Annotated in this window: 17 protein-coding genes; 12 read left to right on the top strand and 5 right to left on the bottom strand. The window is 71.6% G+C overall.

Annotated elements, in window-relative coordinates; genetic code table 11:
- The first annotated feature begins 134 nt into the window (after positions 1-134).
- Positions 135-1,073, top strand: a complete 939-nt coding sequence (locus tag ABEB06_RS26600; RefSeq protein ID WP_345701999.1) for a heme o synthase — start codon at positions 135-137, stop codon at positions 1,071-1,073.
- A 10-nt stretch (positions 1,074-1,083) separates the two neighbouring features.
- Here the strand turns inward: ABEB06_RS26600 and ABEB06_RS26605 are convergent, their stop codons facing one another.
- Both ABEB06_RS26605 and ABEB06_RS26610 read right to left on the bottom strand, forming a co-directional pair.
- Positions 1,084-1,728 carry a DUF2461 domain-containing protein gene (locus ABEB06_RS26605; RefSeq protein WP_345699411.1) on the bottom strand — a complete coding sequence of 215 codons (645 nt, stop codon included), beginning with the start codon at positions 1,726-1,728 and terminating at the stop codon, positions 1,084-1,086.
- Positions 1,729-1,732: 4 nt separating this feature from the next.
- Complete coding sequence (locus ABEB06_RS26610) at positions 1,733-2,290, bottom strand: TetR/AcrR family transcriptional regulator (protein ID WP_345699412.1); 558 nt, start codon at positions 2,288-2,290, stop codon at positions 1,733-1,735.
- 109 nt (positions 2,291-2,399) lie between these two features.
- On the opposite strand from ABEB06_RS26610, the gene ABEB06_RS26615 reads away from it, so the two are divergent.
- The 3 genes from ABEB06_RS26615 to ABEB06_RS26625 all read left to right on the top strand — a co-directional run bounded on the left by ABEB06_RS26615 (position 2,400) and on the right by ABEB06_RS26625 (position 3,514).
- Complete coding sequence (locus tag ABEB06_RS26615; RefSeq protein WP_345699413.1) at positions 2,400-2,918, top strand: carboxymuconolactone decarboxylase family protein; 519 nt, start codon at positions 2,400-2,402, stop codon at positions 2,916-2,918.
- Positions 2,915-3,115: a hypothetical protein gene (locus tag ABEB06_RS26620; RefSeq protein ID WP_345699414.1), complete on the top strand. Its 201-nt coding sequence runs from the start codon at positions 2,915-2,917 to the stop codon at positions 3,113-3,115. Before ABEB06_RS26615 ends, ABEB06_RS26620 begins: the two co-directional genes overlap by 4 nt.
- A 69-nt stretch (positions 3,116-3,184) precedes the next feature.
- Positions 3,185-3,514, top strand: a complete 330-nt coding sequence (locus ABEB06_RS26625; RefSeq protein ID WP_345699415.1) for a hypothetical protein — start codon at positions 3,185-3,187, stop codon at positions 3,512-3,514.
- Positions 3,515-3,573: 59 nt separating this feature from the next.
- Here ABEB06_RS26625 and ABEB06_RS26630 read toward each other — a convergent pair whose 3' ends face one another.
- Positions 3,574-4,539 (bottom strand): COX15/CtaA family protein, encoded by a 966-nt coding sequence (locus ABEB06_RS26630; protein WP_345699416.1) that lies wholly within the window; start codon positions 4,537-4,539, stop codon positions 3,574-3,576.
- Between the two features lie 45 nt (positions 4,540-4,584).
- Here ABEB06_RS26630 and ABEB06_RS26635 point away from each other — a divergent pair, with 45 nt between their 5' ends.
- The gene (locus ABEB06_RS26635; RefSeq protein WP_345699417.1) at positions 4,585-4,992 is read left to right on the top strand and encodes a collagen-binding domain-containing protein; all 408 of its coding nucleotides are present in this window, start codon (positions 4,585-4,587) and stop codon (positions 4,990-4,992) included.
- A gap of 67 nt (positions 4,993-5,059) precedes the next feature.
- Here the strand turns inward: ABEB06_RS26635 and ABEB06_RS26640 are convergent, their stop codons facing one another.
- Both ABEB06_RS26640 and ABEB06_RS26645 read right to left on the bottom strand, forming a co-directional pair.
- The gene (locus tag ABEB06_RS26640) at positions 5,060-5,824 is read right to left on the bottom strand and encodes an ABC transporter permease (RefSeq protein ID WP_345699418.1); all 765 of its coding nucleotides are present in this window, start codon (positions 5,822-5,824) and stop codon (positions 5,060-5,062) included.
- Positions 5,821-6,738: an ABC transporter ATP-binding protein gene (locus ABEB06_RS26645; RefSeq protein ID WP_345699419.1), complete on the bottom strand. Its 918-nt coding sequence runs from the start codon at positions 6,736-6,738 to the stop codon at positions 5,821-5,823. The genes ABEB06_RS26640 and ABEB06_RS26645 overlap by 4 nt, the downstream gene beginning before the upstream one ends.
- 132 nt (positions 6,739-6,870) lie before the next feature.
- Here ABEB06_RS26645 and ABEB06_RS26650 point away from each other — a divergent pair, with 132 nt between their 5' ends.
- The 7 genes from ABEB06_RS26650 to sufU are packed head-to-tail and all read left to right on the top strand — an operon-like array spanning position 6,871 to position 13,235.
- The gene (locus tag ABEB06_RS26650) at positions 6,871-7,719 is read left to right on the top strand and encodes a helix-turn-helix transcriptional regulator (protein ID WP_345699420.1); all 849 of its coding nucleotides are present in this window, start codon (positions 6,871-6,873) and stop codon (positions 7,717-7,719) included.
- Positions 7,716-9,128 carry a Fe-S cluster assembly protein SufB gene (sufB, locus tag ABEB06_RS26655; RefSeq protein ID WP_345699421.1) on the top strand — a complete coding sequence of 471 codons (1,413 nt, stop codon included), beginning with the start codon at positions 7,716-7,718 and terminating at the stop codon, positions 9,126-9,128. The genes ABEB06_RS26650 and sufB overlap by 4 nt, the downstream gene beginning before the upstream one ends.
- 59 nt (positions 9,129-9,187) lie before the next feature.
- Positions 9,188-10,423: a Fe-S cluster assembly protein SufD gene (sufD, locus tag ABEB06_RS26660; protein WP_345699422.1), complete on the top strand. Its 1,236-nt coding sequence runs from the start codon at positions 9,188-9,190 to the stop codon at positions 10,421-10,423.
- A complete protein-coding gene (locus ABEB06_RS26665; RefSeq protein ID WP_345699423.1) occupies positions 10,420-10,737 on the top strand; it encodes a non-heme iron oxygenase ferredoxin subunit in 318 nt (105 codons plus the stop codon). Before sufD ends, ABEB06_RS26665 begins: the two co-directional genes overlap by 4 nt.
- Before the next feature lie 6 nt (positions 10,738-10,743).
- Positions 10,744-11,508, top strand: a complete 765-nt coding sequence (gene sufC, locus ABEB06_RS26670) for a Fe-S cluster assembly ATPase SufC (protein ID WP_345699424.1) — start codon at positions 10,744-10,746, stop codon at positions 11,506-11,508.
- A gap of 5 nt (positions 11,509-11,513) precedes the next feature.
- Positions 11,514-12,773 (top strand): cysteine desulfurase, encoded by a 1,260-nt coding sequence (locus tag ABEB06_RS26675; protein ID WP_425559804.1) that lies wholly within the window; start codon positions 11,514-11,516, stop codon positions 12,771-12,773.
- Between the two features lie 9 nt (positions 12,774-12,782).
- The gene (gene sufU, locus ABEB06_RS26680; RefSeq protein WP_345699426.1) at positions 12,783-13,235 is read left to right on the top strand and encodes a Fe-S cluster assembly sulfur transfer protein SufU; all 453 of its coding nucleotides are present in this window, start codon (positions 12,783-12,785) and stop codon (positions 13,233-13,235) included.
- Positions 13,236-13,245: the final 10 nt, after the last annotated feature.

Genomic DNA, 13,245 nt, shown 5'->3' on the forward strand with positions numbered 1-13,245 from the left:
CGGCTCGCCGGGGCACCCCGGGGCCGGTCGGGGAATATGGAGCGTCTAAGGTGGCGTGGTACGCGCAGAGCGGACACGGGCACCCTTGCGGTCCGGGGGTCGCCTGTGGAAGTCCGTCGAATGTTGGGGTGTCCGTGACCGCCGTCGAATCCCGCCCCGCCGGGGCGGCCGGGGCGACTCCGGCGCACCGGCCGATCGGGGCCCGCGTCGGGGCCTTCGTCGCACTGACCAAGCCGCGGATCATCGAGCTGCTGCTGATCACCACGGTGCCGGTGATGTTCCTGGCCCAGCGCGGCGTGCCGAACCTGCTGCTGGTGCTGGAGGTCGTCGTCGGCGGCTACCTGTCGGCCGGTGGCGCCAACGCGCTCAACATGTACATCGACCGCGACATCGACGCCGTGATGTCCCGCACCGAGCGCCGCCCGATCGTCACCGGCATGGTGTCGCCGCGCGAGGCCCTGGTCTTCGGCATCGCGCTGGCGATCGGCTCCACGGTCTGGCTGTGGGCCCTGGTCAACCCGCTCTCCGCGGCGCTGGCGCTGGCCGCGCTGCTGTTCTACGTCTTCGTCTACACGCTGGGCCTCAAGCGCCGCACCGCGCAGAACATCGTCTGGGGCGGCATCGCCGGCTGCATGCCGGTCTTCGTCGGCTGGGCCGCGGTGACGAACGAGCTCTCCTGGTCGGCCCTGGTGCTGTTCCTGGTGATCTTCTTCTGGACGCCGCCGCACTACTGGCCGCTGTCCATGAAGGTCCGCGACGACTACGCCAAGGCCGGCGTGCCGATGCTGCCGGTGCTCAAGGGCAACGTCGCGGTGGCCAAGCAGATCGTCGTCTACTCCTGGGTGATGGTCGGCGTCTCGCTGCTGCTCTGGCCGCTGGGGAACACCAGCTGGCTGTACCCGGTCTCCGCGGTGCTGCTCGGCGCGTTCTGGCTGAAGGAGGCGCACGGCCTGCAGGCCCGCGCCAAGGCCGGGCTGGTGGGCGCCAAGCTCAGGGAGATGCGGCTGTTCCACTGGTCGATCACCTACCTGACCCTGCTGTTCGTGGTCATCGCGGTCGACCCGTTCGTCTGACCCGCGGGACCTAACGCCGCTCGGGGAGCTCGGACGGGCCGACGTGCCCGTCCAGCCAGTCCTTCAGGGGCCGGGACGCGGTCAGGAACCGGGTGATCCTGCTCTTCGCCCCGCGGGTGCCCAGCCAGGCGGCGGGCTCCCACTCCTGCCAGGCGATCAGGCCCTTGTAGCGGAGCAGTCCGATCCGCGGGTGGTCCTTGGCGTAGCCGCGCGGGGCGCTCTTCAGGGCGTCCCGGCCGACCACCTCGGGGCCGGCCTTCCGCACCTCCGCGATCACCCGCTCCAGCTCGGCGCCGGTCACCTCCTCGGCCACCGCGGCCCGGTACCGGGCCAGCTGGTCACTGGCCAGGCGGTACATCCCGCTGCCGCAGGCCAGGCCGTCCGCCGAGAGCTGGACGTAGCCGCCCGCCTCGAAGAACCCGCCGAGGTGCGTCTTGTACGGCGACTTGTCGGCGCTGAACCGCACGTCCCGGTTGGGGCGGAAGATCTTGGCCGGGCCGAACTCCGGCTCCAGCTCCTCCAGCAGCGCCTCCATCGGGGCGCGCACCACGTCCTCGTAGACCGCCTTGTGCTCGGCCCAGAAGGTCTTCGAGTTGTCGGCCTCCAGGTGCTCGTAGAACTCGAGCGCCTCGACCGGCCAGCCTTGGAAGGTCACGGCCTCAGCCTACGCGCCCGCCCCCCGGCAGCAGGGCCCCGGCGGCGGCGCGGGCCAGTGCGGCGGGTTCGGCGGACCCCTCGCGCAGCGCGGTGACGATCGCGCCGTCCATCAGCAGCACCAGCGAGCGGGCGGTGCCCGCGGGGTCGGGGCAGCCGTCCTCGGCCAGCAGCCCGGCGACGTACGCGGTGACGGCCCGCTTGTGCGCGGCCGCGACGTGGTGGGCCGGGGAGCCCGGGTCGGCGGTCTCCACGATGGTGTTGATGAAGGCGCAGCCCCGGAAGTCGGCCCGCTCGAAGCGCTCGGCGAGGGCGTCGAAGACGTTCAGCGGCCCGCCGCCCAGGGCGGTCACCCGCTCGGCCAGCCAGCCGCGCCAGCGCACGTCCCGGTCGGTCAGGACGGCCACCACCAGGTCGTCCTTGCTCGGGAAGTGCCGGTAGAAGGAGGCCCGGCCGACGCCGGACTCGGTGAGGATCCGGTCCAGGCCGACGGCGCGGATGCCCTCGGCGTAGAAGAGCTCCTCGGCGGTGGCGAGCAGCCGCTCGCGGGCGTGGGTCGGCATGTCCGCATCGTACGGCAGCCCTTGACCGCAACGGAACCGATCGGTACCGTCTTGTCCTGTCAGAACGGTACCGATCGGTACCGTTTCTCGCGAGGAGGGGGTACCTGCCGTGCCGCGACTGCCGCAACTCACCGAGGACGACTCCGGACTGCTCGACGAGACCCGCCGCCGGCTCGGCCGGGTGCCCAACCTGTACGCCGCGCTGGCCAACGGCCCGGCCGCGCTCGGCGGCTACCTCGCGATGCGCGACCGGCTGGCCGAGGGCGTGCTCGGCCCCCGGCTGCGCGAACAGCTGGCCCTGCTGATCGCCCAGGAGAACGACTGCACCTACTGCGTCAGCGCCCACACCCTGCGCGGCTCGAAGATGGGTCTCGGCGAGAAGGAGCTGCTGCTCACCCGGGACGCCGCCGACGCCGACCCGCACGCCGAGGCGGTGCTGCTGATCGCCCGCGAGGTGGTCCGCCGGCGCGGCCGGGTCGGCGACGCGGAGCTCGCCCGGGCCCGGGCGGCCGGCGTCAGCGACGCCGAGCTGGCCGAGGTCGTGGCGCACGTCGCGCTCAACACCCTCTCCAACTACTTCAACCACCTGGCCCAGCCCGAGCTGGACTTCCCGGAGGTCACGGCATGAACCGCGAATGGCGCAAGGGATCGGTCGAGCTGGTCGACGGGTACGTCCTGCTGGACGGCGCCGGGGTGCCCGTCCGGCGGCTGGAGGACGTGGAGTTCGCCGTCGAGGGCGGCTACCTGAACGTCCGGGTGCCCGGCCGGGAGGGCGTCCAGCTGGTGTCCGCGCCGGGCGTGCGGCTGGTGCTGGCGGAGAGCTGAGCCCGGTGTGGCGGCGGGCACACGGCGCTGCCGTCGCCAGCCGCTCTACTGATCGGTAGCATGCGGGACATGACCAGCGCAGAGACCACCACCGCCGCGCCCAACGCCCGCGTCGAGCGCCGGGCCAAGCGCATCGCCAAGAACATCACCAGCTTCGCCGCCCAGCACGGCGGCAGCGCCGAGGGCGTCGTCGAGTACGTCGGCCGCACCGCCACCCGGATCGTCCTGGTCGGCGCCGACGGCGCCTGGGGCGACCAGGTCGCCCCGACCTACGAGATCGGGCAGCGCGCCGCCCAGCTCGCCGGCCTCACCGTCCACGACTCCTTCGAGGGCGAGCTCGGCCTCAAGGTGAAGACCGGCCCGTACGAGTGGAAGCGCATGGCCGGCATCCAGATCTGACCCGCACGACGACAGGGCCCCCGCCACCGACGGTGACGGGGGCCCTGCCGTCGCGGCGATCAGTGGGTGACCGGCTCCGCCGGGGCCGGCACGGCGGCGACCTCGGCCCGGCGCTCGCGCAGCGCCAGCGGGACGCGCAGCGCCGCCGCCCAGATCAGTGCCGCGCCCAGCATGTGCAGACCGACCATCAGCTCCGGCGCGTCGGTGAAGTACTGGACGAAGCCGAGCACGCCCTGGGCGAGCAGCAGCACGAACAGCTCGCGCACCCGGGCCCGCGCCGGGGCCGGCGCCTTGACCGCCGCGAAGACCAGCAGCGCGGCCAGGGTCAGGCCGACCGAGAGGAACACCAGGTCCGCGTGGGCCTGCGCCAGCCGGTCGTAGTCCAGCGGGATGCGCCACACCGGCTTGCCGTCCTTGCCCGGCGCGCCCGGGTGGTGCCCCGCGCCGGTCACCAGCGTGCCCGCGACGACCAGCAGGCCGATGGTGGCGACCAGCACGCGGGCCAGCCGGTCGATCGGCGCGTCGACCAGCAGCCGCGGCGGCGAGTCGTCCTCCTTCGCCCGCTCCCACATCAGCACCGCGACCCACACCAGCGCCATCGCCGCCACCATGTGCAGTGCCACGACGTACGGGTTGAGGCCGGTCAGCACGGTGATGCCGCCGATCACGGCGTTGCTCATCACCAGCCAGAACTGCGCCCAGCCGAGCCGGGTCAGCGACCGCCGCCACGGCTTGCGCGCGCGGGCGGCCAGGATCGCCCAGCCGATCGCCGCGCACAGCACGTACGTCAGCATCCGGTTGGTGAACTCGATGACGCCGTGGATGCCCATCTCGGGCGTCGGCGTCAGGCTCTCGCCGGTGCAGCGGGGCCAGGTGGTGCAGCCGAGGCCGGAGGCGGTCAGCCGGACGGCGCCGCCGGTCAGCACGATCACCACGGCCATCACCAGCGCGGCGAACGCGGCCCGCCGGAGGTGGGTGGCGCTCGGGTGCCAGCGGTCGGCGAGGAGGGAGAACGGGGTACGCACCGCACCATCGTAGGTGGGCTTACAGCCGATCTTGGGGCGGGCCCGGTGCTGCCGCCCCGCCACCGCGCGGGACGAAGCACCCACGGCGGAGTCCCTGCACATGCGCATATCCGTATCCGCCGCCGCCCTGGCGCTCGGCGGTTCGCCGGCCCTCGGCGCGCTCGTCGAGGGCGACCGATCGACTTCGCCGCCGAGTTCACCGAGCTGCGGGCTGCCTCCGCCGAACTGGCCAGGGCCCAGACCGCCGGCGTCCAGCTCAAGGTCACCGGCACCCGGCTGACCCTCACCGGCACCGACGCCGCGCTGGACAGCTTCGTCCTGCCCGCTGCGCAACTCAGCGTGCTCGCCCCCGCCGGGCACCACGACCACGACCACGACGACGGGCGGGGGCCCGGCGTTCACCGGCGCGAACGGGATCGTCTTCGCGGCGCGACGCAAGCGCGCGTGAAGTGATCAGGGGCTCGGGGTCCTCCCCCAGCCTTCGGCCGGGAGGTGCCCCCACGAGCCCCTGGGTCTGCTCCTACTCCCAGCGGAAGAACCTGGCGGCGGCTGCCAGGCCCAGGACGGACCAGACCGCCAGGACGCCCAGGTCGGACCAGGGGATGCCGGTGCCGAGCTGGAGGACCGAGCGGAGGCCGTCGGAGAGGGCGGCGATCGGGAGGAGTTCGAGCACCGGCTGCACCGCCGAGGGGAACTTGCCGAGCGGGATCACCACGCCGCCGGCCAGCAGCAGGAGGACGAAGACCAGGTTGGCCGCCGCGAGGGTGGCCTCGGCGCGGAGGGTGCCGGCCATCAGCAGGCCGAGGCCGGAGAAGGCGGCGGTGCCGAGGACCAGCAGGGCGATCACCGCGAAGGGGTTGCCGTGCGGGGCCCAGCCGAGCGCGAGGGCGATGGCGGTGAGCAGGGCGACCTGCAGCGCCTCGGTCACCAGCACGCAGCCGGTCTTGGCGGTGAGCAGCGCCCAGCGGGGGAGCGGTGTGGCGCCGAGCCGCTTGAGCACGCCGTAGCGGCGTTCGAAGCCGGTGGCGATGGCCTGGCCGGTGAAGGCGGTGGACATCACGGCGAGGGCGAGCAGCCCGGGTGCGAGGAAGTCGACGCGCTTGCCGGGGCCGTCCACGGCGACCACGTCGACGGTGGAGAAGAGCACCAGCAGCACGGTGGGGATGACCACGGTGAGCAGCAGCTGCTCGCCGTTGCGCAGCAGCATCCTGGTCTCCAGGGCGGTCTGCGCGAGCAGCATCCGGGGGACGGGGGCGGCGCCGGGCCGCGGGGCGAAGTCGGTCATCGGAGTTCCCGTCCGGTCAGGTCGAGGAAGACGTCTTCGAGGCTGCGGCGCTGGACGGTGAGCCGGTCGGGCATCACGCCGGCGTCGGCGCACCAGGTGGTGACGGTGGCGAGCAGCCGGGGGTCCATCGCGGTGTCCACGCGGTAGGAGCCGGGGGCGGTCTCCCGGGCGGTGGCGCCGTCGGGGAGGAGCCCCCGGAGGGTGTCGAGGTCGAGGCCGGCGGGGCCGTCGAAGCGCAGGGCGGAGTCGGTGCCGCGGAGGGCGTCGACGCTGCCGTGGGCGATGACCCGGCCGCGGTCGACGACGGCGACGTCGTCGGCGAGGTGTTCGGCCTCGTCCATGTGGTGCGTGGTGAGGACCACGGTGACGCCGTCGCGGCGAAGGTCGGCGATCAGGTCCCAGGTGGCGCGGCGGGCCTGCGGGTCGAGGCCGGCGGTGGGTTCGTCGAGGAAGACGAGTTCGGGGCGGCCGACCACGGCCATGGCGAGTGCGAGGCGCTGCTGCTGGCCGCCGGAGAGCCGGCGGTAGGTGGTGCGGCCGCAGGATCCCAGGCCCAGGCGTTCGACCAGCGAAGGGACGTCCAGCGGGTCGGCGTAGAGCCTGGCGGTGTGGCGGAGCATCTCGACGGCGCGCGCTCCCGCGTACACGCCTCCGGACTGGAGCATCACGCCGATCCGGGGCTTGAGCGCCGCGGCGTCCGCGACCGGGTCGAGGCCGAGCACGCGGACGGTGCCCGCGTCGGGGCGGCGGTAGCCCTCGCAGGTCTCGATCGTGGTGGTCTTGCCTGCGCCGTTGGGCCCGAGGACGGCGGTGACGCTGCCCCGCGCGATGGTGAGGTCGAGGCCGTCCACGGCCGCCTTGGAGCCGTACCGCTTGACCAGTCCGGTCACCTCGACGGCGGGGTCTGCATGCATACCGGCGAGTGTAGGAGCAGCTCACGGCGCCCCCCAGGTAAGGCTTGCCTGCGTGATGGAGGCCACCGGTGAGGCATGGGTCACGGCTTGTCTCCGCGGAAGCAATTACGCAACAATCGTGTTGTGAAAAACATGCGCGAGCACACCGCACGGAACGGGGCGCCCGAGTCGGGCCCCGGCTGTGCCGTGCCCGCGACGGCGGCGGAGGTCCTGCTGGAGGGTCACCGGGCGACGCGTGACCGGGTCGCCCGCTCGATCCTGGACCACGGGCCGTCCTCGGCCGCCGACCTGGCCAGCCGCCTGGGCCTGACCGCCGCCGCGGTCCGCCGCCACCTGGACTCGCTGGCCGCCGCAGGCCTGGTCGAGTCCCGCGAGCAGCGGGTCTACGGCAGCCGGGGCCGCGGCCGTCCGGCCAAGGTGTTCGCCCTGACCGAGTCCGGCCGGGACGCCTTCTACCAGGCTTACGACCAGCTCGCGGCCGACGCGCTGCGCTGGATCTCGGAGTCGGTGGGCGGCGGCACGGCGGGCGAGGAGGCGGTCGCCGCCTTCGCCCGGGCCCGCTTCGCGAAGCAGGGCCAGAAGTACCTGACCACCGTCGAGCAGGCCGGTGCGGACCGGCGCGCCGAGGCGCTCGCCGAGGCGCTGAGCGCCGACGGGTACGCTGCCACGGTGCGGCGGGTACCGTCCGCGGCCGCCACGACGGCCCTGGCGGGCGCCCAGCTCTGCCAGCACCACTGCCCGGTCGCGCACATCGCCGAGCAGTTCCCGCAGCTCTGCGAGGCGGAGACCGAGGTCTTCTCCCAGCTCCTGGGCACCCATGTGCAACGGCTGGCCACCATCGCCCACGGCGACGGGGTCTGCACCACGTATGTGCCGGCATCCGGTGCCGCACCGTCCCCCGCCAAGGGGCCCGGTGCAGTGCCGACTGCCGGTACGTCCCCCAATGAAAACGGCTCGTCCGCGCGGAGGAACCTCGCATGACTGACATCGCACACCCCGAGCTCGAAGGCCTGGGCAACTACGAGTACGGCTGGGCCGACTCGGACGTGGCGGGCTCCGCCGCCAAGCGCGGCCTGAGCGAGGACGTGGTCCGCGACATCTCGGCGAAGAAGTCCGAGTCCGAGTGGATGCTCAACCTGCGGCTCAAGGGCCTGAAGCTCTTCGGCAAGAAGCCCATGCCGACCTGGGGCTCCGACCTGTCGGGCATCGACTTCGACAACATCAAGTACTTCGTGCGCTCGACCGAGAAGCAGGCCGAGTCCTGGGAGGACCTGCCCGCCGACATCAAGGCGACCTACGACAAGCTCGGCATCCCGGAGGCGGAAAAGCAGCGCCTGGTCGCCGGTGTCGCCGCGCAGTACGAGTCCGAGGTCGTCTACCACCAGATCCGCGAGGACCTGGAGGAGCAGGGCGTCATCTTCCTGGACACCGACACCGCGCTCAAGGAGCACCCGGAGCTCTTCAAGGAGTACTTCGGCACCGTCATCCCGGCCGGCGACAACAAGTTCGCCGCGCTGAACACCGCGGTGTGGTCCGGCGGCTCGTTCATCTACGTGCCGAAGGGCGTGCACGTGGACATCCCGCTGCAGGCTTACTTCCGGATCAACACCGAGAACATGGGCCAGTTCGAGCGGACGCTGATCATCGTCGACGAGGACGCCTACGTCCACTACGTCGAGGGCTGCACCGCGCCGATCTACTCCTCGGACTCGCTGCACTCCGCGGTCGTGGAGATCATCGTCAAGAAGGGCGGCCGCTGCCGCTACACGACCATCCAGAACTGGTCGAACAACGTCTACAACCTGGTCACCAAGCGCGCCGTGGCGTACGAGGGCGCGACCATGGAGTGGATCGACGGCAACATCGGTTCCAAGGTCACCATGAAGTACCCGGCCGTCTACCTGATGGGCGAGCACGCCAAGGGCGAGACCCTGTCGATCGCCTTCGCGGGCGAGGGCCAGCACCAGGACGCCGGCGCCAAGATGGTCCACATGGCGCCGAACACCTCCTCGCACATCGTCTCCAAGTCGGTGGCGCGCGGCGGCGGCCGCACCTCGTACCGCGGTCTGATCGAGATCGGCGAGGGCTCGCACGGCGCCAAGTCCAACGTGCTGTGCGACGCGCTGCTGGTCGACACCGTCTCCCGCTCGGACACCTACCCGTACGTGGACGTCCGTGAGGACGACGTGTCCATGGGCCACGAGGCGACCGTCTCCAAGGTCTCCGAGGACCAGCTCTTCTACCTGATGAGCCGCGGCCTGACCGAGACCGAGGCGATGGCGATGATCGTGCGCGGCTTCGTCGAGCCGATCGCGCGCGAGCTGCCGATGGAGTACGCGCTGGAGCTCAACCGGCTGATCGAGCTGCAGATGGAGGGTGCGGTCGGCTGACGCCCCGCCCGCCACCCGCCGTCCACTGATTTCCGAGGAAGAGAGCAACACGAACAGCCATGGCTGAGGTTCAGAACACCACCGGCGCCACCACTGCCGGTTCGATCGAGGTCGGCACGGCCGGTGCCGGCGCGCAGCTGGCCGGTCCGGGCACCGGTCGGGCCACCGTGCAGCAGCCGATCGACGCCCGCGTCGCGGTCAAGCCGTCGTACGACGTGACCGACTTCCCGGTGCCGACCGGCCGCGAGGAGGACTGGCGGTTCACCCCGCTGCACCGCCTCGGCGGGCTGCACGACGGCTCCGCGGCGGAGTCCGCCCGCGGTGAGGACAAGATCGAGCTGGGGCTGCCGGAGGGCGTCACCGCCGAGACCGTCGGCCGCGACGACGCCCGCCTGGGCAAGGCCGGCACCCCGGTGGACCGGGTCGCCGCGCAGGCGTTCTCCGCCTTCGAGCAGGCGCTGGTGGTCACCGTCCCCAAGGACGCGGTGCTGACCGATCCGGTCCGGATCGACGTGCACGGCGAGGGCGGCGTCAACTTCGCCCACCTGGTGGTCGACGTCAAGCCGTTCGCCGAGGCGGTCGTGGTGCTGAACCACACCGGCGCCGGCACCCGCGCCGCCAACGTCGAGCTGCTGGTCGGCGACGGCGCGAAGCTGACCTTCGTGTCGGTGCAGGACTGGGAGCGCGAGGCCGTCCACGTCGCCCAGCACAACGCGCTGGTCGGCCGGGACGCCTCCTTCAAGTCGGTCGTGGTGACCTTCGGCGGCGACCTGGTGCGTCTGCACCCGCGGGTCAACTACGCGGCCCCCGGTGGCGAGGCCGAGCTGTTCGGCCTGTACTTCGCCGACGCCGGCCAGCACCTCGAGCACCGCCTGGTGATCGACCACGACACCCCGCACTGCCGCTCGAACGTCGCGTACAAGGGCGCCCTGCAGGGCCAGGACGCGCACGCCGTCTGGGTCGGCGACGTGCTGATCCGCGCCGCCGCGCTCGGCACCGACACCTACGAGCTCAACCGGAACCTGGTGCTCACCGACGGCGCCCGGGTCGACTCGATCCCCAACCTGGAGATCGAGACCGGCGAGATCGTCGGCGCCGGCCACGCCTCGGCGACCGGCCGCTTCGACGACGAGCAGCTGTTCTACCTGCAGGCCCGCGGCATCCCGGCCGACGAGGCCCGCCGCCTGGTGGTGCGCGGCTTCTTCGCCGAGCTGGTCCAGCAGATCGGCGTCGCCGAGATCCAGGACCGCCTGATGGAGAAGATCGAGGCCGAGCTGGAGGAGACCGTCGCATGACGTACCTCCGCGCCTGCTCGCTGAGCGTGCTCCAGGAGGACGTCCCGAAGCGCGTCGAGCTCAACGGCGTCCCGGTGGCGATCGTGCGGACCGACGAGGGCGTCTTCGCCGTCAACGACATCTGCTCGCACGCCAACGTCTCCCTCTCCGAGGGCGAGGTCGAGGACTGCATGATCGAGTGCTGGCTGCACGGCTCCAGCTTCGACCTCCGCACCGGCAAGCCGTCCGGGCTGCCCGCCACCAAGCCGGTCGCTGTCTACCCCGTAAAGATCGAAGGGGACGATGTGCTCGTCTCCGTCAACCAGGAGTCCTGAGTACACATGGCCACCCTTGAAATCCGCGACCTGCACGTCTCCGTCGAGGCCGAGAACGGCCCCCGGGAGATCCTGAAGGGCGTCGACCTGACCGTGAAGCAGGGCGAGACCCACGCCATCATGGGCCCCAACGGCTCCGGCAAGTCGACCCTCGCCTACTCGCTGGCCGGTCACCCGAAGTACACCGTCACCGGCGGCTCGGTCCTGCTCGACGGCGAGGACGTGCTGGAGATGTCGGTCGACGAGCGCGCCCGCGCCGGCGTCTTCCTGGCCATGCAGTACCCGGTCGAGGTTCCGGGCGTCTCGGTCTCCAACTTCCTGCGCACCGCCGCCACCGCCGTCCGCGGCGAGGCCCCCAAGCTGCGGCTGTGGGTCAAGGAGGTCAAGGAGGCGATGGCCGCCCTGCACATGGACCCGGCGTTCGCCGAGCGCAACGTCAACGAGGGCTTCTCCGGCGGTGAGAAGAAGCGCCACGAGATCCTCCAGCTGGAGCTCCTCAAGCCGAAGATCGCGATCCTCGACGAGACCGACTCCGGCCTCGACGTCGACGCGCTGCGGATCGTCTCCGAGGGCATCAACCGGGTCCGCGAGAGCGGCGAGGTCGGCACCCTGCTGGTCACCCACTACACCCGCATCCTGCGCTACATCAAGCCCGACCACGTGCACGTCTTCGCGGGCGGCAAGATCGTCGAGTCCGGCGGTGCCGAGCTCGCCGACAAGCTGGAGGAAGAGGGCTACGAGAGCTACGTGAAGGGCGGCGCTTCCGAGTGACGAACCTGACGGCCGGCCTCCCCGGCCTGCTCGACACCGACGCGATCCGCAAGGACTTCCCGGTCCTCCAGCGGCTGCTGCACGACGACAAGCCGCTGGTCTACCTGGACAACGCGGCCACCTCGCAGAAGCCCCGCCAGGTGCTCGAAGCCCTCAACGCCTACTACGAGCGGCACAACGCCAACGTCCACCGCGGCGTGCACGTGCTCGCCGAGGAGGCCACCGCGCTGTACGAGGGCGCCCGGGACAAGGTCGCGGCGTTCGTCAACGCGCCCAGCCGGGACGAGGTGATCTTCACCAAGAACGCCTCGGAGTCGCTCAACCTGGTCGCCAACATGCTCGGCTGGGCCGACGAGCCGTACCGCGTGGACGCGGACGCGGAGATCGTCATCACCGAGATGGAGCACCACTCCAACATCGTGCCGTGGCAGCTGCTCGCGCAGCGCACCGGCGCCAAGCTGAAGTGGTTCGGGCTCACCGACGAGGGCCGGCTCGACCTGTCCAACATCGACGAGCTGATCACCGAGAAGACCAAGGTGGTCTCCTTCACCCTGGTCTCCAACCTGCTCGGCACCGTCAACCCGGTGGAGGCCATCGTCCGCCGGGCCCAGGCGGTCGGCGCGCTGGTCTGCATCGACGCCTCGCAGGCCGCCCCGCACATGGTGCTGGACGTCCAGGCGCTGGAGGCCGACTTCGTCGCCTTCACCGGGCACAAGATGCTGGCCCCGACCGGCATCGGCGTGCTCTGGGGCCGCCAGGAGCTGCTGGAGGACCTCCCGCCGTTCCTCGGCGGCGGCGAGATGATCGAGACCGTCACCATGGGCTCGTCCACCTACGCCCCGGCGCCGCACAAGTTCGAGGCCGGCACCCCGCCGATCGCCCAGGCGGTCGGCATCGGCGCGGCCGTCGACTACCTGTCGGCGATCGGCATGGACCGCATCGCGGCCCACGAGCACGCGATCACCGAGTACGCGATCGAGCGCCTGGCCGAGGTCCCGGACCTGCGGATCATCGGCCCGCGCAGCGCGGTCGACCGCGGTGCGGCGATCTCCTTCACGCTCGGCGACATCCACCCGCACGACGTGGGCCAGGTCCTCGACGAGCAGGGCATCGCCGTGCGCGTCGGCCACCACTGCGCGCGGCCGGTCTGCCTGCGGTACGGAATTCCGGCGACCACCCGGGCGTCGTTCTACCTGTACTCGACGCCGGCCGAGGTGGACGCGCTCATCGACGGCCTGCACCACGTCCGCAACTTCTTCGGCTGAGGTGACGGCATGAAGCTCGACTCGATGTACCAGGAGATCATCCTGGACCACTACCGCAACCCCCACGGCAAGGGGCTGCGGGACGGCGACGCCGAGGTCCACCACGTCAACCCGACCTGCGGCGACGAGATCACCCTGCGGGTCCGGCTCGACGGCGCGGTGGTCGCCGACGTCTCCTACGAGTCGCAGGGCTGCTCGATCAGCCAGGCCAGCGCCTCGGTGCTGAACGACCTCGTGGTCGGCAAGACCGTCGGGGACGCGCAGGCCGTCCAGGAGGCCTTCCTGGAGCTCATGCAGAGCAAGGGCCAGCTGGAGGGCGACGAGGAGGTGCTGGAGGACGCCGTCGCGTTCGCCGGCGTCTCCAAGTACCCGGCCCGGGTCAAGTGCGCCCTGCTGAGCTGGATGGCCTGGAAGGACGCCACCGCCAAGGCGCTCGGCCAGCAGCCCGCCATCAACGACTGAAACGGACTGA

The organism is Kitasatospora terrestris (assembly GCF_039542905.1).
GTDB lineage: Bacteria > Actinomycetota > Actinomycetes > Streptomycetales > Streptomycetaceae > Kitasatospora > Kitasatospora terrestris.